Annotated in this window: 20 protein-coding genes; 14 read left to right on the top strand and 6 right to left on the bottom strand. The window is 71.6% G+C overall.

Features of this window, described 5'->3' with window-relative positions:
• Positions 1-142 precede the first annotated feature (142 nt).
• On the bottom strand, positions 143-484 hold the full coding sequence (locus tag C3489_RS25310) for an antitoxin (RefSeq protein ID WP_103784365.1): 342 nt from the start codon (positions 482-484) through the stop codon (positions 143-145).
• Positions 485-508: 24 nt separating this feature from the next.
• Positions 509-718, bottom strand: a complete 210-nt coding sequence (locus tag C3489_RS25315) for a hypothetical protein (protein WP_103784366.1) — start codon at positions 716-718, stop codon at positions 509-511.
• 184 nt (positions 719-902) lie between these two features.
• Here C3489_RS25315 and miaA point away from each other — a divergent pair, with 184 nt between their 5' ends.
• The 6 genes from miaA to hflX all read left to right on the top strand — a co-directional run bounded on the left by miaA (position 903) and on the right by hflX (position 9,418).
• Complete coding sequence (gene miaA, locus C3489_RS25320) at positions 903-1,841, top strand: tRNA (adenosine(37)-N6)-dimethylallyltransferase MiaA (protein WP_103784367.1); 939 nt, start codon at positions 903-905, stop codon at positions 1,839-1,841.
• 108 nt (positions 1,842-1,949) lie between these two features.
• The gene (locus C3489_RS25325) at positions 1,950-2,540 is read left to right on the top strand and encodes a hypothetical protein (RefSeq protein ID WP_103784368.1); all 591 of its coding nucleotides are present in this window, start codon (positions 1,950-1,952) and stop codon (positions 2,538-2,540) included.
• Between the two features lie 73 nt (positions 2,541-2,613).
• Entirely contained in the window at positions 2,614-3,483 is an 870-nt protein-coding gene (gene dapF / locus C3489_RS25330; RefSeq protein WP_103784369.1) for a diaminopimelate epimerase, read from the top strand.
• A 235-nt stretch (positions 3,484-3,718) separates the two neighbouring features.
• A complete protein-coding gene (locus C3489_RS25335; protein ID WP_103784390.1) occupies positions 3,719-6,124 on the top strand; it encodes a bifunctional (p)ppGpp synthetase/guanosine-3',5'-bis(diphosphate) 3'-pyrophosphohydrolase in 2,406 nt (801 codons plus the stop codon).
• Positions 6,125-6,227: 103 nt separating this feature from the next.
• Positions 6,228-7,799 (top strand): M1 family metallopeptidase, encoded by a 1,572-nt coding sequence (locus C3489_RS25340; protein WP_103784391.1) that lies wholly within the window; start codon positions 6,228-6,230, stop codon positions 7,797-7,799.
• Between the two features lie 125 nt (positions 7,800-7,924).
• Positions 7,925-9,418 carry a GTPase HflX gene (gene hflX, locus C3489_RS25345; protein ID WP_103784370.1) on the top strand — a complete coding sequence of 498 codons (1,494 nt, stop codon included), beginning with the start codon at positions 7,925-7,927 and terminating at the stop codon, positions 9,416-9,418.
• A 76-nt stretch (positions 9,419-9,494) separates the two neighbouring features.
• Here hflX and C3489_RS25350 read toward each other — a convergent pair whose 3' ends face one another.
• Both C3489_RS25350 and C3489_RS25355 read right to left on the bottom strand, forming a co-directional pair.
• Positions 9,495-10,703 (bottom strand): serine protease, encoded by a 1,209-nt coding sequence (locus C3489_RS25350; RefSeq protein ID WP_103784371.1) that lies wholly within the window; start codon positions 10,701-10,703, stop codon positions 9,495-9,497.
• 142 nt (positions 10,704-10,845) lie between these two features.
• Positions 10,846-12,075: a serine protease gene (locus C3489_RS25355; protein ID WP_103784372.1), complete on the bottom strand. Its 1,230-nt coding sequence runs from the start codon at positions 12,073-12,075 to the stop codon at positions 10,846-10,848.
• A gap of 410 nt (positions 12,076-12,485) precedes the next feature.
• Here C3489_RS25355 and C3489_RS25360 point away from each other — a divergent pair, with 410 nt between their 5' ends.
• The 4 genes from C3489_RS25360 to C3489_RS25375 all read left to right on the top strand — a co-directional run bounded on the left by C3489_RS25360 (position 12,486) and on the right by C3489_RS25375 (position 19,284).
• Positions 12,486-13,979 (top strand): diaminobutyrate--2-oxoglutarate transaminase family protein, encoded by a 1,494-nt coding sequence (locus tag C3489_RS25360; protein ID WP_103784373.1) that lies wholly within the window; start codon positions 12,486-12,488, stop codon positions 13,977-13,979.
• Between the two features lie 328 nt (positions 13,980-14,307).
• Positions 14,308-16,224 carry an IucA/IucC family siderophore biosynthesis protein gene (locus C3489_RS25365; protein ID WP_181139835.1) on the top strand — a complete coding sequence of 639 codons (1,917 nt, stop codon included), beginning with the start codon at positions 14,308-14,310 and terminating at the stop codon, positions 16,222-16,224.
• A gap of 42 nt (positions 16,225-16,266) precedes the next feature.
• Positions 16,267-17,136: a GNAT family N-acetyltransferase gene (locus tag C3489_RS25370; protein ID WP_103784374.1), complete on the top strand. Its 870-nt coding sequence runs from the start codon at positions 16,267-16,269 to the stop codon at positions 17,134-17,136.
• Positions 17,137-17,307: 171 nt separating this feature from the next.
• Positions 17,308-19,284: an ATP-dependent DNA helicase gene (locus tag C3489_RS25375; protein WP_103784375.1), complete on the top strand. Its 1,977-nt coding sequence runs from the start codon at positions 17,308-17,310 to the stop codon at positions 19,282-19,284.
• Positions 19,285-19,474: 190 nt separating this feature from the next.
• On the opposite strand, the gene lexA is transcribed toward C3489_RS25375, so the two are convergent.
• Complete coding sequence (gene lexA, locus C3489_RS25380) at positions 19,475-20,254, bottom strand: transcriptional repressor LexA (RefSeq protein WP_103784376.1); 780 nt, start codon at positions 20,252-20,254, stop codon at positions 19,475-19,477.
• 576 nt (positions 20,255-20,830) lie between these two features.
• On the opposite strand from lexA, the gene nrdR reads away from it, so the two are divergent.
• Positions 20,831-21,400: a transcriptional regulator NrdR gene (gene nrdR, locus C3489_RS25385; RefSeq protein ID WP_103784377.1), complete on the top strand. Its 570-nt coding sequence runs from the start codon at positions 20,831-20,833 to the stop codon at positions 21,398-21,400.
• Between the two features lie 166 nt (positions 21,401-21,566).
• Positions 21,567-24,461 (top strand): vitamin B12-dependent ribonucleotide reductase, encoded by a 2,895-nt coding sequence (locus C3489_RS25390; RefSeq protein ID WP_103784378.1) that lies wholly within the window; start codon positions 21,567-21,569, stop codon positions 24,459-24,461.
• A 123-nt stretch (positions 24,462-24,584) separates the two neighbouring features.
• Here C3489_RS25390 and C3489_RS25395 read toward each other — a convergent pair whose 3' ends face one another.
• Positions 24,585-25,118 carry a TerD family protein gene (locus C3489_RS25395; protein ID WP_103784379.1) on the bottom strand — a complete coding sequence of 178 codons (534 nt, stop codon included), beginning with the start codon at positions 25,116-25,118 and terminating at the stop codon, positions 24,585-24,587.
• A 155-nt stretch (positions 25,119-25,273) separates the two neighbouring features.
• Here C3489_RS25395 and C3489_RS25400 point away from each other — a divergent pair, with 155 nt between their 5' ends.
• Positions 25,274-25,879, top strand: coding sequence for a YdbC family protein (locus tag C3489_RS25400; RefSeq protein WP_103784380.1), 606 nt, complete (start codon positions 25,274-25,276; stop codon positions 25,877-25,879).
• 95 nt (positions 25,880-25,974) lie between these two features.
• Positions 25,975-26,634: a histidine phosphatase family protein gene (locus C3489_RS25405; protein WP_103784381.1), complete on the top strand. Its 660-nt coding sequence runs from the start codon at positions 25,975-25,977 to the stop codon at positions 26,632-26,634.
• Positions 26,635-26,639: the final 5 nt, after the last annotated feature.

The raw sequence follows: 26,639 nt of genomic DNA on the forward strand, positions 1-26,639 counted from the left end.
GGCACCGGGCCGGTGGGTGCCGGGCCCTGTGCGCGGACGGACGGCACACACGCCGGACGGCCGCACGCCGTGAGGCTGTGCGGCCGTCCGGGGTTGCCGTACTGCAGCCGGGCCGATGGGCCTGGGCCGTGGCGGACCGGGGTCAGGAGGCCGGGGGCGGGCCCTGCGGCGGGGCGGTCTTGCCCCCGCCGGTCATGCCGCCGTCCGTCGTGCCGCCGGCCGCGCCACTGCCGGTCGCGCCACCGCCGGTCGCGCCGCCGTCGGCCGCGGCGCCGCCCTTGTGCGCGAGCCGGTCCATGGCGCCCTTGGCCTTGCCGGTACCCGTCTGGATCCTGTCGCTGTACTTGCCCTTGGTCTTCTCGTCGACGACCTTCGCGGCCCGGTCGATGCCGTGCTGGATCTTGCCCCCGTGCTGCTGCGCGAGGTCCGACACCTTGTCCTTGGCCGGGCCGAGCTTCGCTTTCAGATTGTCCATCAGACCCATGGTCCACCTTCCCTGGCGGGACAGTTACGTGTGGGCGCCCTCGCCGGTCTCGCTGTCGGCGGCCTCCTCGGCGGACTGCTGCTGGGGGATGCCGGCGGCCTCCGCGCTCCCCTCACCGTTCTCGCTCGTCCCGGCTTCCGCTGTCGCCGCCTCGGCGGCCGAGGGCTCCTCCGTGACCTGCTCGGCCTCCGTCGTCGTCTCCGACCTCCGAAAAAGCTTCGCAAAAACGCCCATATCAACTCCATACGGTACTCGTCCGGGCGAAATCCCGCGTATGCCGGTGGGTCCGTTTGCGCCGCCGGGGACACCGGCTCTCACAAGCCGGTGACGGGATCTCGCAAGGGGGGCAACGACCCCGGCCGCACGGCGTCACGTAACTCGTTCGAGGGCATGGTCCGGTGTTTGGGAGACTGGTGCGGTGAGCAGCGCACCTCCCGCCCCCCGCGTCATCGCCGTAGTCGGCCCCACCGCCGCCGGCAAGTCCGACCTCGGCGTCTTCCTCGCCCAGCAGCTCGGCGGCGAGGTCGTCAACGCCGACTCCATGCAGCTCTACCGAGGGATGGACATCGGCACCGCCAAGCTGACGCGGGAGGAGCGCGGCGGGGTGCCGCACCACCTCCTCGACATCTGGGACGTGACCGTCACCGCCTCCGTCGCCGAGTACCAGCGGCTCGCCCGCCGGCGGATCGACGAACTCCTCGCCGCCGGCCGCTGGCCGATCCTGGTCGGCGGCTCCGGCCTGTACATCCGCGGAGCCGTCGACAACCTGGAGTTCCCCGGCACCGACCCCGAGGTCAGGGCCCGGCTGGAGGAGGAGCTCGCGCTGCGCGGTTCCGGCGCGCTGCACGCCCGCCTGGCCGCCGCCGACCCCGAGGCCGCGCGGGCGATCCTGCCCAGCAACGGGCGCCGGATCGTGCGCGCCCTCGAAGTGATCGAGATCACCGGCAAACCGTTCACCGCGAACCTCCCCGGCCACGACTCCGTCTACGACACGGTGCAGATCGGCGTCGACGTGGCCCGCCCCGAGCTCGACGAGCGCATCGCGCGCCGGGTCGACCGGATGTGGGACGCCGGGCTCGTGGACGAGGTGCGCGCGCTGGAGGCGCAGGGGCTGCGCGAGGGGCGTACGGCGTCGCGCGCGCTCGGCTACCAGCAGGTGCTCGCGGCGCTCGCCGGTGAGTGCACGCTGGAGGAGGCGCGCGCCGAGACCGTCCGTGCGACCAAGCGCTTCGCGCGCCGCCAGGATTCGTGGTTCAGGCGCGATCCGCGGGTGCACTGGCTCAGTGGGGCCGCGACGGACCTCGGGGAACTTCCGCGGCTGGCCCTGACGTTGATCGAACGACCGGTTACAGCCTGATCACGTCATGGCATCGGGACGCCCAGGCCGTCAGTGGGCCCTCCGGCGCCGTGCCATCATCGAGCTTCGATCGACCAAGTGGAGTCCGAGTTGGGAGGGCGCGTGGCGATGGAGGCCGGCCCTCGCGACACCGCACAAGACACCGAGCCCGTCACCACCGACAGGGGTGAACCGGAGCGGGGCGGGGAGTACCTGCGCCCTGACCCGGACCGCTCGGCCGGCTCCTCATCGGACGAACCGGACCGCCTCGGTCCCGACCTCGGTCCCGACGGCGAGAGCCTGAGCCCCGACGGCCCCGACGACACCCAGGGCGGTGTGACCGCCGACGGCCCTGAGCCTGAGGAGATGTTCGCGAGCGGCCCGGAGGTCGAGGTCGAGCTGCGCCCGCAGCGCCGGCTGCGGCTGTGGCAGCTCGCTCCGATCGTCGCCCTGGCCGCCAGCGGCTCCCTGATGTTCGCCTTCCCGCTCGCCTTCGACTTCGGCGACAGCGGCGCGGTCATCGCCATGCTCGGCCTGCTGATCTGCTCCTGCGCGGCCGGCTGGGGCATGATGGCCGCCCGGCGCGTGGGCTACACCTGGCCCGGCCTGCCGCCCCGGGGCTCCGGCCGCAGACCCGACTGGCGGGTCGTGCTCGGATACGTCCTCGTGGTCGCCGTGGTGATCGTGCTCGCCGTGTGGCGGGTGGCCCGGCTGCGGTGACGGTCGCGCGTGCGGGGCGTTCGGCCCTCGGACGCGAGCGAGGCCTGTCCGTGCCACCCCGTACGATCGAGGCATGAGCACGCGGATCGCCTTCCTCAAGGGTCACGGCACCGAGAACGACTTCGTGATCGTCCCGGACCCGGAGAACGCCATCGACCTGCCCCCGGCCGCCGTCGCCGCCCTGTGCGACCGCCGCGCGGGCATCGGCGCCGACGGAGTGCTGCACGTCGTGCGGTCCGCCGCGCACCCCGACGCCAAGGCGATGGCCGCCGAGGCCGAGTGGTTCATGGACTACCGCAACCGCGACGGCTCGGTCGCCGAGATGTGCGGCAACGGCGTGCGCGTGTTCGCCCGCTACCTCCAGCGCGCCGGTCACGTGGACGAGGGCGACCTGGCCGTCGCGACGCGCGGGGGCGTGAAGTCGGTGCACATCGCCAAGAACGGCGACATCACCGTCGGCATGGGCCGGGCGGTCTTCCCGGAGGGCGACGTCACGGTGAGCGTGGGCGAGCGAAGCTGGCCCGCCCGCAACGTCAACATGGGCAACCCGCACGCCGTCGCGTTCGTCGACGACCTCGCGCACGCGGGCGACCTGTACTCCCCGCCGCCGTTCAGCCCGGCCTCCGCCTACCCGGACGGCGTCAACGTCGAGTTCGTGGTGGACCGTGGCCCGGGCCATGTCGCCATGCGGGTGCACGAGCGCGGCTCCGGTGAGACCCGCTCCTGCGGCACGGGCGCGTGCGCCGTCGCCGTCGCCGCCGCCCGCCGCGACGGCGCCGACCCGGCCGCCAGCGGCACCCCGGCGACGTACACCGTGGACGTCCCCGGCGGACGCCTCGTGATCACCGAGCGCCCCGACGGCGAGATCGAGATGACGGGCCCCGCGGTGATCGTCGCCGAGGGCGAGATCGACGCGGAGTGGCTGCGCGGAGCGGTCGGCTGACGCCGGCTGACGCGCCGTACCCCGGTACCGCTCGGACGGCGGTTGACGCCACGCCGCAAACCCGTTGACCGTCGCTCGAATGGGTGATCCGTTTTCACGCTCGCCGAGAGGCGGTCAAACGCGCGTGATGGGCTCGGTAGCATCAAGCACCGGCTCGGACGGGGGAGTCGCCGTCCCCTGAGCCGTGTCCGCCCTGGGGCACCTCGTCCGCCGGTCCACGCAGCCGGAGGTGCCCATGAGTGCGGAGGCCACGAACCCTGCGACCCCAGGCCCGGTAACAGGCCAGGTCGCTCCCGCTTCCACCGCGGCGCTCGAACAGGGTGCGCTGCCCCCTTCCCCGCGCCGCAAGTCCCGCCCCCGGATCGACCTGCGCCGGCTGGGCCGGGCCGCGCTGCTCGGCCCCGCCGCCCGCGGCCGGCTGCCCGACGCCATCAGCCACGTCGTCGACGCGCACCGCGCACACCACCCCGATGCCGACCTCGAACCCCTGCGCCGCGCCTACCTGCTGGCCGAGTCCTCGCACCGCGGCCAGATGCGCAAGAGCGGCGAGCCGTACATCACCCACCCCCTCGCGGTCACCCTGATCCTCGCCGAACTCGGTGCCGAGACGACCACGTTGACCGCCTCCCTGCTCCACGACACCGTCGAGGACACCGAGGTGACCCTGGATCAGGTCGGCGAGCAGTTCGGCGAGGAGGTGCGCTATCTCGTCGACGGCGTCACGAAGTTGGAGAAGGTGGACTACGGCGCCGCCGCCGAGCCGGAGACCTTCCGCAAGATGCTCGTCGCCACCGGCAACGACGTCCGTGTGATGTCGATCAAACTCGCCGACCGGCTGCACAACATGCGCACCCTCGGTGTGATGCGCCCCGAGAAGCAGGCCCGCATCGCGCGCGTGACCCGCGACGTCCTCATCCCGCTCGCCGAACGCCTCGGCGTCCAGGCCCTCAAGACGGAACTGGAGGACCTGGTCTTCGCGATCCTGCACCCCGAGGAGTACGAGCACACGCGCGAGTTGATCGTCGAGAACGCCGGGCGCACCGACGACCCGCTCGCCGAGATCGCCGACGAGGCGCGCAGGGTGCTGCGTGAGGCCGACATCCAGGCCGAAGTCCTCATCCGGCCGCGCCACTTCGTCTCCGTGCACCGCATGGCGCGCAAGCGGGGCCGGTTGCGCGGCGCCGACTTCGGCCGGCTGCTCGTCCTGGTGAACGAGGACGCCGACTGCTACGCCGTCCTCGGTGAACTGCACACCTGTATGACGCCGGTCGTCTCGGAGTTCAAGGACTTCATCGCCGTACCCAAGTTCAACCTGTACCAGTCGCTGCACACGGCGGTCGCCCGGGAGGACGGTCAGGTCGCCGAGGTCCTCATCCGCACCCACCAGATGCACAAGGTCGCCGAGGCCGGCGTCGTCGCCCTCGGCAATCCGTACGCGCCGCCGTCGGACGAGCAGTCCGCCGCCGACGGCGAGCGCGCCGACCCCACCCGGCCCGGCTGGCTCTCCCGGCTGCTGGACTGGCAGCGGGCCGCGCCCGACCCGGACACCTTCTGGACGACCCTGCGCGAGGACCTCGCCCAGGACCGGGAGATCACCGTCTTCCGGCCCGACGGCGGCCCCCTCGGGCTGCCCGAGGGCGCTACCTGCGTGGACGCCGCGTACGCGCAGTACGGCGAGGACGCCCACGCCTGTATCGGCGCCCGGGTCAACGGCCTTCTGGCGCCGCTGAGCACGGTTCTGCGCGACGGCGACACCGTGGAGCCGCTCATGGGGCAGGACCCGGCCTCCGAGCCCTCCCGGGAGTGGCTGGAGCACGCGCACACGCCTGCGGCACGGATCGCCATCCAGCGATGGCTGGCGGCGCATCCGGCCGAGGGGGACGAGTGCGCCGGTGCGCCGGGCGTGCATCCGGCGCAAGGGGGTGCGCCGGGCGCAGAGGGGCGCGTGGAGGGCGTAGGGGGCGTGGAGGGCGCACATGACGCCGAGGGGCCCGATGCCTCCGCCGGCTCCGGACGTGGTGGCCCCGCGAGCCTCACAAGCCCCGGCGTCTCCATGGAGTCGGCCGAGCCCGAGCGCGCGGGGACGCGGAATCCCGCCGCAAAGCAGGCGGGTCCAGCCGACCACGCCCCAGAGGCCCCTCAAGCCCCGGAAGCCTCCGGCGGCCCCACCCCGCGCCGCGGCACCGCCGACGTCGTCGTTCTCGGGCGTGACCGCGCCACCGCCCGTCTCGCCCGTTGCTGCACCCCCGTCCCGGCCGACGAGATCACCGGTTTCGCCGTGCGCGGCGGGGTCGTCACCGTGCACCGCGTGCAGTGCGCGGCGGTGGCGCGGATGCGCGCTGGGGGGCGTGCGGAGGTCGGGGTGCGCTGGGGGGAGTCCACGGCGTGCCGGGTGACCCTGGTCGCCGAATCGTTCGGCCGACCCCATCTGCTCGCCGACCTCACCGAGGCCATCGCCCTCGAAGGCGCCGAGATCGTCTCCGCGACCGTCGAGCCCCCGACCCAGCAGCGCGTCCGCCACACGTACACGCTCCAGCTCCCGGACGCCGCCCGGTTGCCCGCCCTGATGCGGGCGATGCGGAACGTCCCCGGCGTGTACGACGTGGACCGCGCCCAGCACCACGCCCCACAGGCGCCCTGACCGGCTCCCGGGGAGCGCACACCTCCCGGGGAGCGCCCTCGACGTCCCGCCGGCCCCCGCCGGGCCCCTCTTTCGGGTGGGCCGGGCGCGCGGCGCCGCCGTCATGCGGGCGTGCGCTGGTAGCGGTGGTCCATGCTGCTCACCCTCCGCGCGAAGACCCCCCCGGCGCCTGAAGGCGGCACTGCTCGCCTCCGCCGTATCCGTCTGCCTCGTCGCCGCGAGCGCACCGGCCGCCCCGCTCGGCGTCGGCGACCGCCTCTTCCCGTACCTCGGCAATCCCGGATACGACGTCGCCTCGTACGACCTGGCCCTGACCTATCCCGGCAGCAACGACAAGCCCCTCACGGCGGTCACCACCATCGACGCGTGGACCACCGCCGCCCTTGACCAGCTCAACCTGGACTTCGCGCACGGCACGGTGTCCTCCGTCGAGGTCGACGGCCGTCCCGCCTCCTTCGCCAAGGCCGGTGACGACCTGGTCGTCACCCCGGACCGGCCGCTCGCGGCGGGCAGCTGGACCCGGATCACCGTCCGGCACACCAGTGATCCGCGGGCGGTCCAGGGCCGCGACGGCGGCTGGGTGCGCACCGCGGACGGGTTGGCCATGGCCAACCAGGCCGACGCCGCCCACCTGGTGTTCCCGTGCAACGACCACCCCTCGGACAAGGCGATGTTCACCTTCCGGGTGACCGCGCCGAACGGCTACACGGCCGTCGCCAACGGGCTGCCGACCGAGGTCGACCGGGCGGGCGGGGCCACCACATGGACGTACCGGACGCAGCACCCCATGGCCACCGAGCTGGCGCAGGTGTCCATCGGCCGCTCCAGCGTCCTGCACCGCGACGGTCCGCACGGTCTGCCCGTGCGGGACGTCGTCCCCAGCAAGGACCGCGCGGCGCTGGAGCCGTGGCTGAAGAAGACGCCGGACCAGATCGCCTGGATGGAGAGCAAGGTCGGACGCTACCCGTTCGAGACGTACGGGCTGCTGATGGCCCAGGCCACCACCGGGTTCGAACTGGAGACGCAGACGCTCTCGCTCTTCGAGAAGGACCTGTTCACCGAGCCCGCCTACCCGGCCTGGTACGTCGAGTCGATCATGGTGCACGAGCTGTCCCACCAGTGGTTCGGCGACAGCGTCAGCCCGCGCACCTGGTCCGACGTGTGGCTCAACGAGGGACACGCCACCTGGTACGAGGCCCTGTACGCGGAGGAGAAGGCGCACAAGCCGATGGAGGCGCGCATGAAGGCCGCCTACGCCGCCTCCGACCGCTGGCGCGCGGCCGGCGGACCGCCCGCCGCCCCCAAGCCCCCGGTGGCGGGCCAGAAGATCGGCATCTTCCGGGCGAACATCTACGACGGAGCCGCGCTCGTGCTGTACGCCCTGCGCCAGGAGATCGGCCGGCCGGCCTTCGAGCGCCTGGAACGGGTGTGGGTGCAGAACCACCGCGACCGCACGGCGACCACGGCCGACTTCATCGACCTGGCCTCCGCCATCGCGGGCCGTGACCTGCGCGGATTCTTCGACGGCTGGCTGTACGGCATGAAGACCCCGCCGATGCCGGGGCACCCCGACTGGAAGCAGGCGGCGCCGGGCAAGGCCGCGGCTTCACCGAACGGGAAGGCAGCGGGAGGGAAGACCGGGAAGACGGGGGACAGGAAGACAGGGGGCGAATAAGCCGGTGACGAGACGGGCCGTTCCGTGCGACCATCTTCGGGTCGCCGCGGCGCGGGATCCGGGAATCTCCCGGGGTACTCGCGCGTTGTGACCAGTGACGGAATCCCCATCGACGTAAGGACCCAATGACCTCCTCTTCTTCCTCTTCCCAGGCCACAAGGCGCCTCGCGCACACCTACCCCGAAGGACTTCGGGCCGATGCCCTGATGGAAGAGGACGTCGCCTGGAGCCACGAGATCGACGGAGAGCGGGACGGCGACCAGTTCGACCGCTCCGAGCGCGCGGCTCTGCGCCGCGTGGCGGGCCTCTCCACCGAGCTTGAGGACGTCACCGAGGTCGAGTACCGCCAGCTCCGCCTGGAGCGGGTCGTGCTCGTCGGTGTCTGGACCTCGGGGACCGTCGAGGACGCGGAGAACTCGCTGGCCGAGCTCGCCGCCCTCGCGGAGACCGCGGGCGCGCTCGTGCTCGACGGCGTCATCCAGCGCCGCGACAAGCCCGACGCGGCCACCTACATCGGTTCCGGCAAGGCCGACGAGCTGCGCGACATCGTCCTGGAGACGGGCGCGGACACCGTCATCTGCGACGGTGAGCTCAGCCCCGGTCAGCTGATCCACCTTGAGGACGTCGTCAAGGTCAAGGTCATCGACCGTACGGCCCTGATCCTCGACATCTTCGCCCAGCACGCCAAGTCCCGCGAGGGCAAGGCGCAGGTCGCGCTCGCGCAGATGCAGTACATGCTGCCGCGGCTGCGCGGCTGGGGTCAGTCGCTGTCCCGGCAGATGGGCGGCGGCAAGGGCGGCGGCCTCGCCACCCGTGGTCCCGGTGAGACCAAGATCGAGACTGACCGGCGCCGGATCCGCGAGAAGATGGCGAAGATGCGCCGGGAGATCGCGGAGATGAAGACCGGCCGCGAGATCAAGCGCCAGGAGCGCAAGCGCCACAAGGTGCCGTCCGTGGCTATCGCGGGCTACACCAACGCGGGCAAGTCCTCGCTGCTCAACCGCCTCACCGGCGCCGGCGTCCTGGTCGAGAACGCGCTGTTCGCGACCCTGGACCCGACCGTGCGCCGGGCGCAGACCCCGAGCGGACGGCTCTACACGCTGGCCGACACCGTGGGCTTCGTGCGCCACCTGCCCCACCACCTGGTCGAGGCGTTCCGCTCCACCATGGAGGAGGTCGGCGAGTCCGACCTGATCCTGCACGTGGTGGACGGCTCGCACCCGAACCCGGAGGAGCAGCTGGCCGCGGTGCGCGAGGTGATCCGGGACGTCGGTGCCACCGAGGTGCCCGAGATCGTCGTGGTCAACAAGGCGGACGCCGCGGACCCGCTGGTGCTGCAGCGCCTGATGCGGGTGGAGAAGCACTCCATCGCCGTCTCGGCCCGCACCGGTCAGAACATCGCCCAGCTGCTCGCCATGATCGACGCGGAACTGCCCCGGCCGTCCGTCGAGATCGAGGCGCTCGTGCCGTACACCCACGGCAAGCTCGTCGCCCGCGCCCACGACGAGGGCGAGGTGATCTCCGAGGAGCACACCCCGGAGGGCACCTTGCTCAAGGTGCGTGTGCACGAGGAGCTGGCGGCCGACCTCGCGCCGTACGTCCCGGCGCCGGCGGCCTGAGCACGCCCCGCCCGATCCGACAAAGGCCCGCCCCCCTGCGAGGGGAGCGGGCCTTCGTCATGACGTCATCCGCGGATCACTGCCCGCCGTAGGTCTTGCTCATGTTCTGGTACAGCGCCTCGGCCTGCGGGCCCAGCTGCGGGCCGGCCAGCCAGGTGTTGTCCGTCGGGCCGATGGAGGTGTTCGACACCAGCTTGGTCTGGCCGTCGACCACGCGGAACCAGCCGCCGCCGGAGCTGCCGCCGGTCATGGTGCAGCCGATGCGGTACATGTTCGGCAGCGACGGCGACAGCGACAGACGGCCGGGCCGGTCGAGGCACTTGAACATCTTCAGCCCGTTGTACGGCGGCGCCGCCGGGTAACCCCAGGCGCCCATCGTGCCCGCCTGCTGCGCGGACGGCGCGGAGAAGTCGATGTCCAGCGCGGCGCCGACCGTCTCCTCCAGGGACTTCGCGCCCTGCTCCGGCTTCACGTGCAGCACCGCGTAGTCGTACGCGGCACCCGCGCCGCCCGTCTCCGAGCCGCCCTGGATCCACTGGTTGGAGGTGGAGGCCCAGTCCGCCCACCAGGCACCGTACGGCGCGATCTCCTGGGCGGGGGCGTTCGCCAGCTGCGCCTCGGACTTGCCGAGGTCGTTGTACGCCGGCACGAACGCGATGTTGCGGTACCAGCCGCCGTTGCCGCCGGCGTGCACACAGTGCCCGGCGGTCCACACCAGGTTGGACTTGCCCGGGTGGTTCACGTCCTTGACGACGGTGCCGGAGCAGACCATCGAGCCCTCGGGCGAGTCGAAGAAGACCTTGCCGACCGGCGCCGCGTTCTCGTGGTACGGCGTCTTCTCCGCCCGGGCCTGGACCGGCGTGGGCTCCGGGTCGCTGACGCCCTGGTCGGCCGCCGCGTCCTTCGCCGTGACCGTCTTGTCGGCCTCCTTCGCGGACTTCATCCGCTCCGGCTTCCACAGGCCTTCGATCACCGGGTTGACGAAGTCCTTGGCCTCACTGAGCCACTTGTCCTTGTCCCAGTTCTTCCAGCCGCCGTTCTTCCACTGGTCGACGTCTATGCCGTGCTTCTTGAGCTTGTCGGCGAGGTCGGCCGGGATCTTCACCTTGCCCGGGTCGGCGGCCTGGGATGCGTCGGCGCCGGGGTTGCCGCTCGCCTTGTCGTCGTCGGAGCCGTTGCAGGCGGTCGCGGTGAGCGCCAGGGCCGCGACGACGCCGGCGGCGGCGAGTGCCGTACGGCGACGCCGGCCGCCTGGTGTCGCGGTGCGCGTGGACGTGGAACGCATGGTGCGTGTACCCCCGTTGATGTGCTGTCGTTGAGCTGATGTGAGTGGAGCGCTGTCATCATGCACGGGCGGATGAGGGCGAACGGCGGCGAGATCGTGAAGGTTCCCGTGGAACCCGCCGCCGCTCACACCCGCGGAGTGGCTACTGACCGGCGAACTTCTTGCTCACCGAGTCGTAGACGCCCTCGGCCACCTTGCCCAGGCGCGGGCCGGCCAGCCATCCCGACGTCACCGGGCCGATCGAGGTGTTGGACACCAGCGCCGGCTTGCCGTCCGAGCCCTTCGCGACCCAGCCGCCGCCCGAGGAACCGCCGGTCATCGTGCAGCCGATGCGGTACATCGTCGGGTCGGTGGTGTTCAGGGACAGCCGGCCGGGCTTGTCCTGGCACTGGTACAGCTTCTGACCGTCGTACGGCTTGGCCGCCGGGTAGCCGGTCGCCGTCAGGCTCGCGACCTTCGGCACGGCCGGGGCGTCGAAGTCGACCGGCAGCGCCGAACCGACCGTCTCCTCCAGCGACTTGCCGCCGTTGCCCTCCTCCGGCGTCACATGGATCACCGCGAAGTCGTACGACGCGCCGTCACCGCCGGTCTCGCCGCCCTGCTCGATCCACTGGTCGGAGGTCTGTGCCCAGTCGCCCCACCACACGCCGTACGGGGCGACCTGCTCCCGGGTGGCGTTCTGCAGCTCGGCGACGGACTTGCCCGAGTCGTTGTACGACGGCACGAACGCGATGTTGCGGTACCAGCCGCCCTTCTTGCCCGCGTGGACGCAGTGGCCGGCCGTCCACACCAGGTTGGACTTGCCCGGGTGGGCCGGGTCCTTCACCACCGTCGCCGAGCAGACCATCGTGCCCTCGGGCGAGTCGAAGAACACCTTGCCCGCCTCGGGCACGCTGGCGTGGTACTTCGGCGCGACGGCCTTCGCCTGCACCGGCGCCGGGGTCGGGTCGGTGACGCCCTGGTCACCGGAGAGGTCGTTGTCGTCGACACCCCGGTCCGGGTCCTCCGCGTCCCGCATCCGGTCCGGGTCCCACAGGCCCTGGATGATCGGGTTGACGAAGTCCTGCGCCTCGCGGAGCCACTGGTCCCTGTCCCAGTTCTTCCAGGCGCCGTTCTTCCACTTGTCCAGGTCGATCCCGTGCTCCTTGAGCCGGTTCTTCAGATCGTCCGGGATCGTGATCTTGGAGTTGCCGGCCGCGGAGGCGGTCGCGGTCGCGCTGGGCCGGCCGTCGGCGGTGTCGTCGCCCCCCTCGCAGGCGGTGGCGGTGAGGGCCAGCGCCGAGACGAGTGCGAGAGCGGCCGGCCCGCGGGAGGTGCCGCGGCGCGCGCCTCCCTCCCGGCGAACGGTGGACGACGGCCGTATGGATCGCATGCTGCTGATTCCCCCTGGGGTGAACGTGCTGCCGCCGTGCTCGCGCCCCCCTTCGCTGCTGAGGGCATACGCACGGCGTCCGGAACGGGATCACACACTATGCGCTCCCTGTGGGGGACTTCCGTTGGAACGGCAACGGTTCGGCTACAGACGGTCAATGCAAGCGCCGGGGAGGCAACCCTCCTGCTCCGGGCGGCCGTTTTGCCGGCGCGGTCGTCCACGGCGACCCCCGCCACACCCCCGGGACCTTGGTGGCGAACAACCCGTAACCCGCCGGGCGGTGGGCTGTTGGTAGCGGTGGGGCCTGGGGCTGCGAAGTTCCGCTGCCCGGCCCCGGCATACCGGGCAAGGGGGCGGGACGCAGCCTGTGAGCGACAACTCGCCTCCGCACAGCGGGAGGAGAGGGAGCAGTGGCCCTGACCGAGGGGATCCTGCGACGGCAGGCGGCGCGTGAATCCGCGGCGCGCACCTACGCGCGCGCCCTGCCGATCGTGCCGGTGCGCGCCCGCGGCCTCACCATCGAGGGCGCCGACGGACGCCGCTACCTCGACTGCCTGTCCGGCGCCGGCACCCTCGCCCTCGGCCACAACCACCCCGTGGTGCTGGAGGCGATCCGCGCGGTCCTCGACTCGGGCGCCCCGCTGCACGCCCTGGACCTCGCCACGCCGGTCAAGGACGCCTTCGTCACGGAACTGCTGAGCACCCTGCCACCCGGACTCGCCGACCGCGCCCGCGTGCAGTTCTGCGGGCCGGCCGGCACCGACGCCGTCGAGGCCGCGCTCAAACTCGTCCGCACCGCGACCGGCCGCGCCGGCATCCTCACCTTCACCGGCGCCTACCACGGCATGACCAGCGGAGCCCAGGAAGCCTCCGGTCACGCCCCCGACCTGCCCGGACACCTCGCCGCCGACGCGCGCGTGACCCGCCTGCCCTACCCCCAGGACTACCGCTGCCCCTTCGGTGTCGGCGGGGAGGCCGGCGCCGAACTCGCCGCCCGCTGGGCCGAGACCGTCCTCGACGACCCCAAGTCCGGCGTCTGCCCACCCGCGGGACTGATCGTCGAACCCGTTCAGGGCGAGGGCGGCGTCATCCCCGCCCCCGACACCTGGCTGCGCCGCATCCGGGAGATCACCGCCGCCCGGGCCGTTCCCCTCATCGCGGACGAGGTGCAGACCGGCGTCGGCCGCACCGGCGCCTTCTGGGCCGTCGAGCACAGCGGCATCACCCCCGACGTCATGGTCCTGTCCAAGGCCATCGGCGGCAGCCTCCCGCTGGCCGTCGTGGTCTACCGCGACGACCTCGACGTCTGGCGGCCGGGCGCCCACGCCGGCACCTTCCGCGGCAACCAGCTCGCCATGGCCGCGGGCACGGCCACTCTCGCCTACGTCCGCCGGAACGGCCTTGCCGCACGCGCGGCAGCCCTGGGCTCCCGCATGCTGTCTCAACTGCGCGACCTGGCCGACGCGTTCCCGTGCGTGGGGGACGTGCGGGGGAGGGGCCTGATGATCGGGGTCGAGATGGTCGACACGGAAACGGACGCGGACGAGCCGGGCCTGGGAAGGGGGACGGACTCCGGCGCCGCGCACCCAGCAACCAGCGCCACCTCCCCTCCCGCAAGCGGGCTCATCCCGGAACCCGTCCGGAAGCCCCGTCCGGTGTCCCCCCGGCTCGCCGCCGCCGTCCAGAGGGAATGCCTGCGGCGGGGACTGATCGTCGAACTCGGTGGCCGGCACGCCGGCGTCGTCCGGCTCCTCCCCCCTCTGACGATCACCGACGAACAGGCAGCCGCGGTCCTCGACCGGCTCGCCGACGCGGTCGCGGCGGCCTCCCGTACGGCCCCGACCGGCTCCGAGCCCGACCATCCCGGCGAGAAGCGCGAGGCACGCACCCCACAGGCGAGCTGACCCCGAGCCGGCCCTCCGCCTCACCCGGGCGTGCCCCGACCAGGACAGCCGCCGTCGGCCCGCCCACCGCGCCATGCGCTGCCCCACACCGCGCACCACTTCACCGCCCCACGTCATGAGGACCCCCGTGAACACCATCTCCACCCCCAACTCCGACGACAGCCCAAGCCCACACACCCCGCACGCGCCCGGCGCGGAGCCCGTCCCCCGGCAGGGAGGACCAGGACCACAGCGACGGCCGCACGGGCACCGGCAGGACACCTGCGGGCACCGGCAGGGCACACCCACACCCGAGGCACCGTCCAACGGCGCACAGCCGGCGACCGACATGCCCTGGCCGCCGTCCGGCGGCGCGGACCCCCTGGACCACGCCGACCCGCACACCGTGGCTCAGGCCGCGGCCGTGGAGAACCTGCTCCGCTGCTGGGTGCGCGAGGCCGGCGTCCCCGCCCCCACCGCAGCGACCCTGCGCATCCCGCTCCCGGCCAGCGGCACCGCCCTGCTCGTACCGGTCCGGCACTGGTCCGCAACCGGCTGGCACCGCCTGGGCCCGGCCCGCCTGGCCGACGCCCCTCACACCTCCCCGCCCGCCGACGCCGTCACGGTCGCCGCCCTCCTCGCCCGGGAAACCGTCCCCGCCGGCCCGGTCACGCCCGGAGCACCTGCCGGCCCGAGCACGCCCGGAGCACTTGCCGGCCCGGGCACGCCCGGAGCGCCTGCCGGCCCGCGCACGCCCGGAACACCTGCCGGCCCGGGCACCCCCGGAGTACCCACCGGCCCGCGCACGCCCGAGGCACCTGCCGGTGCGGACACCACCGACCTGGTCGCCCGGGTCGCGGACTCCGTGCGCCGCACCACCTCCTTCATCAGCGAACGCCGCGCCCGGCCCGCCGACGAACCGGACCTGTTCCTCTCGGCCGAGCAGGCCCTCACACTCGGACACCCCCTGCACCCGACCCCCAAGAGCCGCGAGGGCCTGTCCGACGCGGAAGCCCGGCTGTACTCACCCGAGTTGCGTGGCTCCTTCCCGCTGCACTGGATCGCTGTCTCCCCCTCCCTGCTCGCCACCGACTCGGCCTGGACCGAGCGGGGCCGTGTCGTCCCCGCCGACCGGCTCACCGCCCGGCTCGCCGGCCCCGGCCTGCCCCTGCCGGACGGTTTCGCGGCACTGCCGCTGCACCCCTGGCAACTCCGCGAAGCCCGCCACCGTCCCGACGTCGCCGCCCTGTTCGACTCCGGCCTGCTGCGCGATCTCGGCCCCCACGGCCCCGCCTGGCACCCCACCTCCTCCGTACGCACGGTGTACCGACCCGGCGCCCCCGCGATGCTCAAGCTGTCCCTGGGCCTGCGCATCACCAACTCCCGTCGCGAGAACCTCCGCAAGGAACTCCACCGCGGCGTCGAGGTCCACCGGCTGCTGCGCTCCGGACTGGCGCGGCAGTGGCAGGCCGCCCACCCGGAGTTCGACATCGTCCGCGATCCCGCCTGGCTCGCCGTCGACGACCCGGCAGGCCGGCCGGTGACCGGACTCGACGCGGTGATCCGGCACAACCCGTTCACCCCCGCCGACGACATCTCGTGCGTCGCCGGTCTTGTCGCACCCCGGCTCCCGGGCCGTACCGGGCCGACCTCCCGCCTGGCCGGCCTGGTCACGCGGCTGGCCCACCGCACGGGACGCCCGCGGGGAGCCGTCGCCGCCGAGTGGTTCCTGCGCTACCTCGAACACGTCGTCCGCCCTGTGCTCTGGCTCGACGGCGAGGCGGGCATCGCGCTGGAGGCCCACCAGCAGAACACGCTGGTCCAGCTGGATCCCGACGGCTGGCCGGCAGGCGGCCGCTACCGCGACAACCAGGGCTACTACTTCCGCGAGTCCCACCGCGCCGGACTCGACACCCGGCTCCCCGGCATCGGCGCGCGCAGCGACACCTTCGTGGCCGACGACGTGACCGACGAGCGCTTCACCTACTACCTCGCGATCAACAACGTGTTCGGTCTGATCGGCGCCTTCGGCTCGCAGGGTCTCGCCGACGAACAGCTGCTGCTCGCCGCCCTCCGCCGTTTCCTCGGCGCCGCCGCGTCCGGGCCCGCCCGTCTGCGCAGCACGCTGCCCGCCCGTCTGCTCGACTCACCCACGCTGCGCTGCAAGGCCAACCTGCTGACCCGGCTGCACGGCCTGGACGAACTCGTGGGACCGGTGGACACCCAGTCCGTGTACGTCACCATCGCCAACCCCCTTCGCACCTGAACCCGTCACTGCCTCGTTCCGTCTCCTGAGAGGAGAGCCGCCGTGCCTCCCACCGACTCCGCTGTCACCGGTGCCGCCGACTCCGCCGCGGCCGGGACCGCCGACTGCGCCCCGGCCGGGATCGCCGAGTGCGCCACGACCGCCTCCGGAGACCGGCCGGTCTGCGGGGACACCGACGGCGAGGACCCGGAAGACACCCTCGACCTGCAGCTCCCCGCGGAGTTCCTCGCCCTTCACGGCGCACCGGAGCGTCAGGCGGCGCCAGGCTCCCCGTACGCGCCGTACACCACGACCGAGGACGACCGCCGACGGGGAGGACACGGCACCCCTCTGTTCGCCTCCGACCTGCTCGACCACATCGCGGACTGGGGGCCGGCCGCCACCCCGGCAGGGCGGTTTCGCCTACAGCCCGTCACTGTCGAGCGCGACCTGCCGCTGATCGCCCGCTGGATGAACGACCCGGCCGTCGCGGCCTTCTGGGAGCTGGCCGGACCCACCGCCGTGACCGAGGACCACCTGGCCGCCCAGCTCACCGGTGACGGACGCAGCGTCCCCTGTCTCGGCGTTCTCGACGGCACGCCGATGAGCTACTGGGAGCTCTACCGGGCCGACCTCGATCCGCTGGCCCGGCACTACCCCGCCCGCCCTCACGACACCGGTATCCACCTGCTCGTCGGCGGCGTCACGGACCGGGGGCGCGGTCTCGGGAGCATTCTGCTCAGAGCCGTGGCCGACCTGATCCTCGACCGGCGCCCAGCCTGTAGCCGTGTGGTCGCGGAACCCGATGTACGCAATGTCCCCTCCCTCGCCGCGTTTCTGAACGCCGGTTTCCGGTTCTCCGCCGAGGTCGACCTGCCTGGCAAGCGGGCCGCACTCATGGTCAGGGACCGGTCCCTGCGCCACCTGATGTGACGCTCCGTAGTGGTGCTGTCACATCGGAAACGTCCCTCGCTCCGCGGTGGTTCCCGCCCCGCCCATCCATTTCGAAGAAATCCAGACGGAAACGCCCACGCCCTTGATCCCGTCCCAGGTGTCCACCGCGACCCGTCGTTTGTCAGTGCCGAGCCGTAGGGTGGTCGCGCTATGACGAAGCCCTCACTTCCCGAGCTCCTGCATGCCGCCGTCGGCGCCGTCGGCGGCACGGAGCGCCCTGGCCAGGTGGCCATGGCCCAAGCTGTCGCCGAGGCGATCGACGACGGTTCGCATCTGCTGGTCCAGGCCGGCACCGGCACGGGAAAGTCGCTGGGCTATCTCGTGCCCGCGCTCGCGCACGGCGAAAGAGTCGTGGTGGCGACCGCCACCCTGGCCCTCCAGCGTCAGCTCGTGGAGCGGGACCTGCCCCGCACGGTGGACGCGCTGCACCCGCTGCTGCGCCGCCGCCCGGAGTTCGCGATGCTCAAGGGCCGGTCCAACTACCTGTGCCTGCACCGCCTGCACGAGGGCGTTCCGCAGGACGAGGAAGAGGGCCTGTTCGACCAGTTCGAGGCCGCCGCGCCGACCAGCAAGCTGGGCCAGGACCTGCTGCGCCTGCGGGACTGGGCCGACGAGACGGAGAGCGGCGACCGGGACGATCTCACTCCGGGAGTCTCGGACCGGGCGTGGGGCCAGGTGTCGGTGTCCTCCCGGGAGTGCCTGGGGGCCACCAAGTGCGCGTACGGCGCCGAGTGCTTCGCCGAGATGGCCCGCGAGCGCGCCAAGCTGGCCGAAGTCGTCGTCACCAACCACGCGCTGCTGGCGATCGACGCCATCGAGGGAGCGCCCGTCCTGCCGCAGCACGAGGTGCTGATCGTCGACGAGGCGCACGAGCTGGTCTCCCGGGTCACCGGCGTCGCCACCGGCGAGCTCACCCCCGGCCAGGTCAACCGCGCGGTGCGCCGTGCCGCGAAGCTCGTCAACGAGAAGGCCGCCGATCAGCTGCAGACCGCCGCGGAGGGGTTCGAGCGGCTGATGGAGCTGGCCCTGCCGGGCCGTCTTGAGGAGATCCCGGAGGACCTGAGCTACGCCCTGATGGCGCTGCGCGACGCGGCTCGCACGGTGATCTCGGCGATCGGCGCCACCCGCGACAAGTCCGTCCAGGACGAGGACGCGGTCCGCAAGCAGGCGCTGGCCTCCGTGGAGAACGTGCACGACGTCGCGGAGCGGATCGTCAACGGCTCGGAGTGGGACGTCGTCTGGTACGAGCGGCACGACCGCTTCGGCGCCTCCTTGCGGGTGGCCCCGATGTCGGTGTCCGGCCTGCTGAGGGAGAAGCTGTTCGCCGACCGGTCGGTGGTCCTGACCTCCGCGACGCTGAAGCTGGGCGGCGACTTCAACGGCGTGGGAGCGTCCCTGGGGCTCGCCCCCGAGGGGGTGGAGGGCGACGACGTGCCGCAGTGGAAGGGCGTCGACGTCGGCTCGCCGTTCGACTACCGCGGGCAGGGCATCCTGTATGTCGCCAAGCACCTGTCGCGCCCCGCACGCGACGGCGACCGCGCCGACATGCTGGACGAGCTGACCGAGCTGATCCAGGCCGCCGGTGGTCGCACCCTGGGCCTGTTCTCCTCGATGCGTGCCGCGCAGCTGGCCGCCGAGGAGCTGCGCGGCCGTATCCCGGAGTTCCCGATCCTGCTGCAGGGCGAGGAGACCCTGGGCGAGTTGATCAAGAACTTCGCCGCCGACCCCAAGACCTGTCTGTTCGGCACGCTGTCGCTGTGGCAGGGCGTCGACGTTCCGGGACCCAGCTGCCAGCTGGTCGTCATGGACAAGATCCCGTTCCCGCGGCCGGACGATCCACTGATGAGCGCCCGCCAGAAGGCCGTCGAGGAGGCCGGCGGCAACGGCTTCATGGCGGTGGCCGCGACCCATGCGGCTCTGCTGATGGCGCAGGGTGCCGGTCGTCTGGTCCGCGCGTCGGGCGACCGCGGCGTGGTCGCCGTACTCGACCAGCGCCTGGCGACGGCCCGGTACGGGAGCTATCTGAAGGCGTCCATGCCGGACTTCTGGTACACCACGGACCGCAATCAGGTCCGCAAATCGCTGGCGGCCATCGACGCGGCCGCGAAGCAGACCGAGACGCCGTGAGCACGGGGGTGGCCTGCCCGGACACCGAGGCAGGCCACCCTCCCGCACCGCGGAAGGCGGCGGGACAGCACAGGGCCCCGGAACCGGCGCAGGGGTCCCGGGGCCCAGTCAGGGAGCGGCGGGGTCGGCGACGCCCGCCTGGCTGCGGTGCGGCGTCGGCACAGCCGTACCGGCGTCTTCACCGCACGGCTCAGACGCGACGCAGAACGGCCACCACCTTGCCGAGGATCGTCGCGTCGTCGCCGGGGATCGGCTCGTAGGCGGAGTTGTGCGGGAGGAGCCAGACGTGGCCGTCCTCGCGCTTGAAGCGCTTGACGGTGGCCTCGCCGTCCAGCATGGCGGCCACGATGTCGCCGTTCTCGGCGACAGGCTGGCGACGCACGGTGACCCAGTCGCCGTCGCAGATCGCGGCCTCGATCATCGAGTCGCCGACGACCTTCAGGACGAACAGCTCACCGTCGCCGACGAGCTGTCGCGGCAGGGGGAACACGTCCTCGACGGACTCCTCGGCGAGGATCGGGCCACCGGCGGCGATCCGGCCCACCAGCGGGACGTACGACGCGGCCGGCTTGCCCGCGGTGTCGGTCGGCTGGATCGGGGCGGCCTGGTCGGAGCCGCGCACCTCGTACGCGCGCGGGCGGTGGGGGTCACGGCGCAGGAAGCCCTTGCGCTCCAGCGCCATGAGCTGGTGGGCGACCGAGGACGTGCTGGACAGGCCGACCGCCTGGCCGATCTCCCGCATCGACGGCGGATAGCCCCGGCGCTGCACGGAGTCCCGGATGACCTCGATCACCCGGCGCTGGCGATCGGTGAGCCCCGAGCTGTCGGCCCGGATGCCTGGAGGTCGGCCCGGCAGGGACCGCTTGGGACCCTCGGGGTGCGCGGTTTCGTTCATCACGTGTACCGGCTCGAATCGGCCCTGGGAGCGGTCCTGGGCGGTGATGGTGGCACTGTCTGCGGTGGTGGTCACGTCGGCCCCTCTCGGTGGTCTCCCTGCCAGCACAACGGTAGTTGCTTTCGAAAGGTTGCGCCAAACACACGTTCGAGTGAAAAACCGCGATTCAGCGGACGCAATTGCATGTCCGGGTGTATGGCTGGCGCGGTCCCTGGCGGGCAAAAGCGCCCATTGTTGTACTCTTCACCGCCGGGGCGCCGACCTCGTGGTCTGCCGCCCCAGTCTGCCACCCGGCTTCCCGCTCGCCGGGAGCCGACCCCCGCCCTGCGCGGGAGTCCCACCTCACCTCCGTGCGGCGCCCACGGTATCTCCGTGATGTGCCGGAACGATACGGCTGTGCCGCAGCTCGCTCCGCGTGTCGCGCGGGCCGTGTCCCCGCCCGGCCCGGGCGCCCCTTTCCCGCGACACGCGCGCGTGACGTGGATGTAGGAGCCAATCCCCACATCTAGTGGTTGGATGGCTACAGCAGCCCACAAGTTGTGGTCCCCCTGGTCTCCGAGCCCTCGGCGATCGCCTATGCTTGGGGCTGCTTCGCGGGGCTCATGAGGTCCGGCGAGGCTATCGAGTCTGCTGTGAGGAGGGTTGGAGTCCATGCACTGCCCCTTCTGCAGGCACCCCGACAGCCGGGTCGTCGACAGCCGTACGACCGACGACGGCACGTCGATCCGCAGGCGCCGTCAGTGCCCTGACTGCTCCCGTCGTTTCACGACGGTGGAGACGTGCTCACTGATGGTGGTCAAGCGGTCCGGAGTCACCGAGCCCTTCAGCCGCACCAAGGTCATCAACGGTGTGCGCAAGGCGTGCCAGGGTCGGCCGGTCACCGAGGACGCGCTCGCGCAGCTCGGCCAGCGGGTCGAGGAGGCCGTGCGGGCCACCGGAAGCGCCGAGCTGACGACCCACGACGTGGGGCTGGCCATACTCGGCCCGTTGCAGGAGCTCGACCTCGTCGCCTATCTGCGGTTCGCCTCGGTCTACCGGGCGTTCGACTCGCTGGAGGACTTCGAGGCCGCCATCGCGGAGCTCAGGGAACAGACGGGACGCCCCGCCGCGGTCGACGAGGACCGCGAAGGCGACGCAGGCGCCGGCGCGGGGGGCCAAGAGGACGAACGCGGGTCCGCGGGGGCGGTGCAGGTCCCCGAGCCCGCGGGCGCCGCCGACTGACCGACGGGCCGGAGGCGGGAGGAAACCTTCCGGATCCGGTCGGCGGCGGCCATGTGAAGACCTGTTGCGGGCGGCAGCCAGTGGGTGCCCGCAACACCAGACAGAACACCGTGCCACGGGAACATCGGGGCACTTCAGGGCGTTTTTGCCCGTACAGGGAGGCGGCATGACAGAGACGGCGAGCGGTCCGGCACGAGGTTCCCGAGCCAAGGGCGCCAAGGCCGGCAAGGGGCTGCGTGTCGAGCGCATCCACACCACCCCCGGCGTACACCCGTACGACGAGGTGTCGTGGGAGCGCCGTGACGTCGTCATGACCAACTGGCGCGACGGCTCGGTCAACTTCGAGCAGCGTGGCGTCGAGTTCCCCGACTTCTGGTCGGTGAACGCGGTCAACATCGTCACCAGCAAGTACTTCCGCGGTGCCGTCGGCACCCCGCAGCGCGAGACCAGCCTCAAGCAGCTGATCGACCGCATCGTGAAGACGTACCGGAAGGCCGGCGAGGACCACCACTACTTCGCCTCTCCCGCCGACGCCGAGATCTTCGAGCACGAGCTGGCCTACGCCCTCCTGCACCAGATCTTCAGCTTCAACAGCCCCGTCTGGTTCAACGTGGGCACGCCTCAGCCGCAGCAGGTCTCCGCCTGCTTCATCCTGTCCGTCGACGACTCCATGGAGTCGATCCTCGACTGGTACAAGGAAGAGGGCATGATCTTCAAGGGCGGCTCCGGTGCCGGCCTGAACCTCTCCCGCATCCGCTCCTCCAAGGAGCTGCTGTCCTCCGGTGGCAACGCCTCCGGTCCCGTCTCCTTCATGCGCGGCGCCGACGCCTCCGCCGGCACCATCAAGTCCGGTGGCGCCACCCGCCGTGCCGCGAAGATGGTCGTGCTCGACGTCGACCACCCCGATATCGAGGACTTCATCGAGACCAAGGTCAAGGAGGAGGAGAAGATCCGCGTCCTGCGCGACGCGGGCTTCGACATGGACCTGGGCGGCGACGACATCACGTCCGTCCAGTACCAGAACGCCAACAACTCCGTCCGCGTGAACGACGAGTTCATGACGGCCGTGGAGAAGGGCGGCAAGTTCGGCCTGCGCGCCCGTATGACCGGCGAGGTCATCGAGGAGGTCGACGCCAAGGCGCTCTTCCGCAAGATCGCCGAGGCCGCCTGGGCCTGCGCCGACCCCGGCATCCAGTACGACGACACCATCAACACCTGGCACACCTGCCCCGAGTCCGGCCGGATCACCGCGTCGAACCCGTGCAGCGAGTACATGCACCTGGACAACACGTCCTGCAACCTGGCCTCGCTGAACCTGATGAAGTTCCTGAAGGACGACGGCAAGGGCAACCAGTCCTTCGAGACCGAGCGCTTCCAGAAGGTCGTCGAGCTGGTCATCACCGCGATGGACATCTCGATCTGCTTCGCGGACTTCCCGACCCAGAAGATCGGCGAGAACACGCGCGCGTTCCGCCAGCTCGGCATCGGCTACGCCAACCTCGGCGCCCTGCTGATGGCCACCGGCCACGCCTACGACTCCGACGGCGGCCGCGCCCTCGCCGGCGCCATCACCTCCCTGATGACCGGCACGGCCTACCGCCGCTCCGCCGAACTGGCCGCGGTCGTCGGCCCGTACGACGGCTACGCCCGCAACGCCGACGCCCACAAGCGCGTCATGAAGCAGCACGCCGACGCCAACGGCAAGGCCGTCCGCATGGACGACCTCGACACCCCGGTGTGGGCCGCCGCCACGGAGGCCTGGCAGGACGTCGTCCGCCTCGGCGAGAAGAACGGCTTCCGCAACTCCCAGGCGTCCGTCCTCGCGCCGACCGGCACCATCGGTCTCGCGATGTCCTGCGACACCACCGGTGTCGAGCCCGACCTGGCGCTGGTGAAGTTCAAGAAGCTGGTCGGCGGCGGCTCGATGCAGATCGTCAACGGCACCGTCCCGCAGGCCCTGCGCCGCCTGGGCTACCAGGAGGAGCAGATCGAGGCGATCGTCGCCCACATCGCCGAGCACGGCAATGTGATCGACGCCCCCGGTCTCAAGCAGGAGCACTACGAGGTGTTCGACTGCGCCATGGGCGAGCGCGCCATCTCCCCGATGGGCCACGTCCGCATGATGGCGGCGATCCAGCCGTGGATCTCCGGCGCCATCTCCAAGACGGTCAACATGCCGGAGACGGCGACCGTCGAGGAGGTCGAGGAGATCTACTTCGAGGCCTGGAAGCTCGGCGTCAAGGCGCTCGCGATCTACCGCGACAACTGCAAGGTCGGCCAGCCTCTCTCCGCCAAGACCAAGGAGAAGGAGAAGGCCGAGGTCACGGAGAAGGCCGAGGCCACCATCCGGGAGACGGTCGAGAAGGTCATCGAGTACCGTCCCGTCCGCAAGCGCCTCCCCAAGGGCCGCCCGGGGATCACCACGTCCTTCACGGTCGGCGGTGCCGAGGGCTACATGACCGCCAACTCCTACCCGGACGACGGTCTCGGCGAGGTCTTCCTGAAGATGTCCAAGCAGGGCTCCACCCTCGCGGGCATGATGGACGCCTTCTCCATCGCCGTCTCGGTCGGTCTGCAGTACGGCGTGCCGCTGGAGACGTACGTCTCGAAGTTCACCAACATGCGCTTCGAGCCGGCCGGTATGACCGACGACCCGGACGTGCGGATGGCGCAGTCGATCGTCGACTACATCTTCCGCCGCCTGGCGCTGGACTTCCTGCCCTTCGAGACGCGCTCCGCGCTCGGCATCCACTCCGCCGAGGAGCGTCAGCGCCACCTGGAGACCGGCTCCTACGAGCCGTCCGAGGACGAGGTCGACGTCGAGGGCCTGGCCCAGTCGGCGCCGCGCGCCCAGGAGCTGAAGGCCGTGGCGACGCCGAAGTCGGACGCCGGTGCGGCCAAGGCCGCCCCGCAGCAGGCGCACACCAACGCCGAGCTGGTGGAGATGCAGCTGGGCATCCAGGCGGACGCGCCGCTGTGCTTCTCCTGCGGTACGAAGATGCAGCGGGCCGGCTCCTGCTACATCTGCGAGGGCTGCGGCTCGACCAGCGGCTGCAGCTGAGCCGGAGCGCCGGCCAGGCGCACATCGGTTGAGCTGAGCGCGGGCAAGGCGCACAACGGCTGAGCGGGGCGGTGGAACCGGGTGTCCGGTGCCACCGCCCTGCGGTGTGTCGCAGCGTCTTGGTCAGGAGGGCCGGGTGTGCCCCATGACCCGCGGGAAGTCCGCCGGGTCCTCCTCGAAACCGTGGACGCCCGGGCGGAACTGCCACTCGCCCGAGGTGTCGCGGACGAACTCGGCGACCGTCGCCGCCGTGGCGCCGAGCACCTCGCCGAAGTCGCCCTGGAAGAGCTCCGTATACCCCTCGCGGATGCGCAGACCCGGATTGACCACGCCCATGAACGTCCGGTGGGCCGACCGCTGCTGGATGACCGCGCCGACCACCACGCGCGCGTACCGGCCGTCGAGCCGGTCCAGTTCGAGCGTCATCACCTCGTCCCAGCCGAACCCCTTGCCGTCCTGGCTGTCCCGGTTGAGGTAGATCGTCCCGTCGGGTGAGCGGCTGTCGAAGTGGACGACGTACGACGGATCGCCGTACGGATCGTCGGTCGTGTACGTCGCGGCGACCAGGTCCAGGTCGGCCGGTGGCTGTCCGGCCGGACTCGGATCCCACCTCAGCGCGACCTCGACCTTGCGGATTCCCTTGCTGAGGCCGTTCACGGACCCCCCTTTCCCGACTGACCGACCGCCCTGCGCCCGAACTGCCCGCGAAGCAGGGCCGGTTGTCCATCCTGCCACGCGCGCGTGCACCCACATACGGGCGCAGTCGGCCCGACAGTGACCCCTGCCACGTTCCCTGGCCTTACGATGGCGCGGTGCTGGTCAAGTGGATTCGCTGCACCGTGGTGGACCGCCGCGGGTTCGAGCGGGGGCAGCGGAAATGGGCGGGGCTTCTGGGGGAGCCGGGCTTCAGGGGGCAGGGCGGTGGCTGGAGCCGTAAACGTCCCGAGGTGGCGAACCTCTTCGCCTTCTGGGAGAGCCGTGCCTTCTACGACTCCTTCATGGCCCGTTCCCACGACCGGCTGGCGGCCGCGCAGGCCGGCACCTTCAAGGACGCGCAGGTCCGGCTGTTCGACTACCGCTTCGACGTGAAGACCGGATTCGAACCTCGCTTCACCGACGCCGATCTGATCCGGGCCGCCCTGTGCCGGGTCCACGAGGAGCGCGTCGAGCACTTCACCCTGATGCAGGAGAAGGTGTGGAACCCCGCGATGGCCGGCTCGCCCGGCATGATCCGCGGGCTGTTCGCAGAGGCCCCGGGGCACGAGTTCCTGGTGCTGTCCATGTGGCGCTCGGCCGCGGAGCACGGCAAGTACCGCACCGAGCGGGTGGAACGCCTCGCCCTGCGCGCTCAGACCGAGGCCGACATCGCGTCTTTGTCCGGCGAGATCGTGGACCTGGAGCCGACCTGGACCGTATGAAGGCCCCTCCGGTCGGCGCCGGACCATGTGTGACCTACGCCGTACGGGCCCCGTCCGATTACCCGGTCGGTCGGTCCCCCCTCTAGGGTCTTGGCATGGCACGACCACGGCGCATCGTCCTCGTCCGGCACGGTGAGTCAACCGGCAACGTTGATGACACCGTGTACGAACGCGAACCCGACCACGCCCTGGCCCTCACCGAACGGGGTTGGCGGCAGGCCGAGGAGACCGGCAAGCGGCTGCGCGAACTGTTCGGCCGGGAACGGGTCAGTGTCTATGTGTCGCCCTATCGACGTACGCACGAGACGCTGCGCGGCTTCCACCTCGACCCGGAGCTCATACGGGTGCGGGAGGAGCCGCGCCTGCGCGAGCAGGACTGGGGAAACTGGCAGGACCGCGACGACGTCCGCCTGCAGAAGGCCTACCGGGACGCCTACGGCCACTTCTTCTACCGCTTCGCCCAGGGGGAGAGCGGCGCCGATGTCTACGACCGGGTGGGCGGCTTCCTGGAGAGCCTGTTCCGCAGCTTCGAAGCCCCGGACCACCCTCCGAACGTGCTGCTCGTGACGCACGGCCTGGCCATGCGCCTGTTCTGCATGCGCTGGTTCCACTGGACCGTCGCCGAGTTCGAGTCGCTGTCCAATCCGGGGAACGGCGAGGTGCGGATGCTCGTTCTCGGGGACGACGGCAAGTACACACTGGACCGGCCGTTCGACCGTTGGCGAGATCCGGAACCCTACGGGATCACCGGATAGAGTGG

The sequence above is a fragment of the Streptomyces sp. Ru71 genome (assembly GCF_002920535.1).
Lineage (GTDB): Bacteria > Actinomycetota > Actinomycetes > Streptomycetales > Streptomycetaceae > Streptomyces.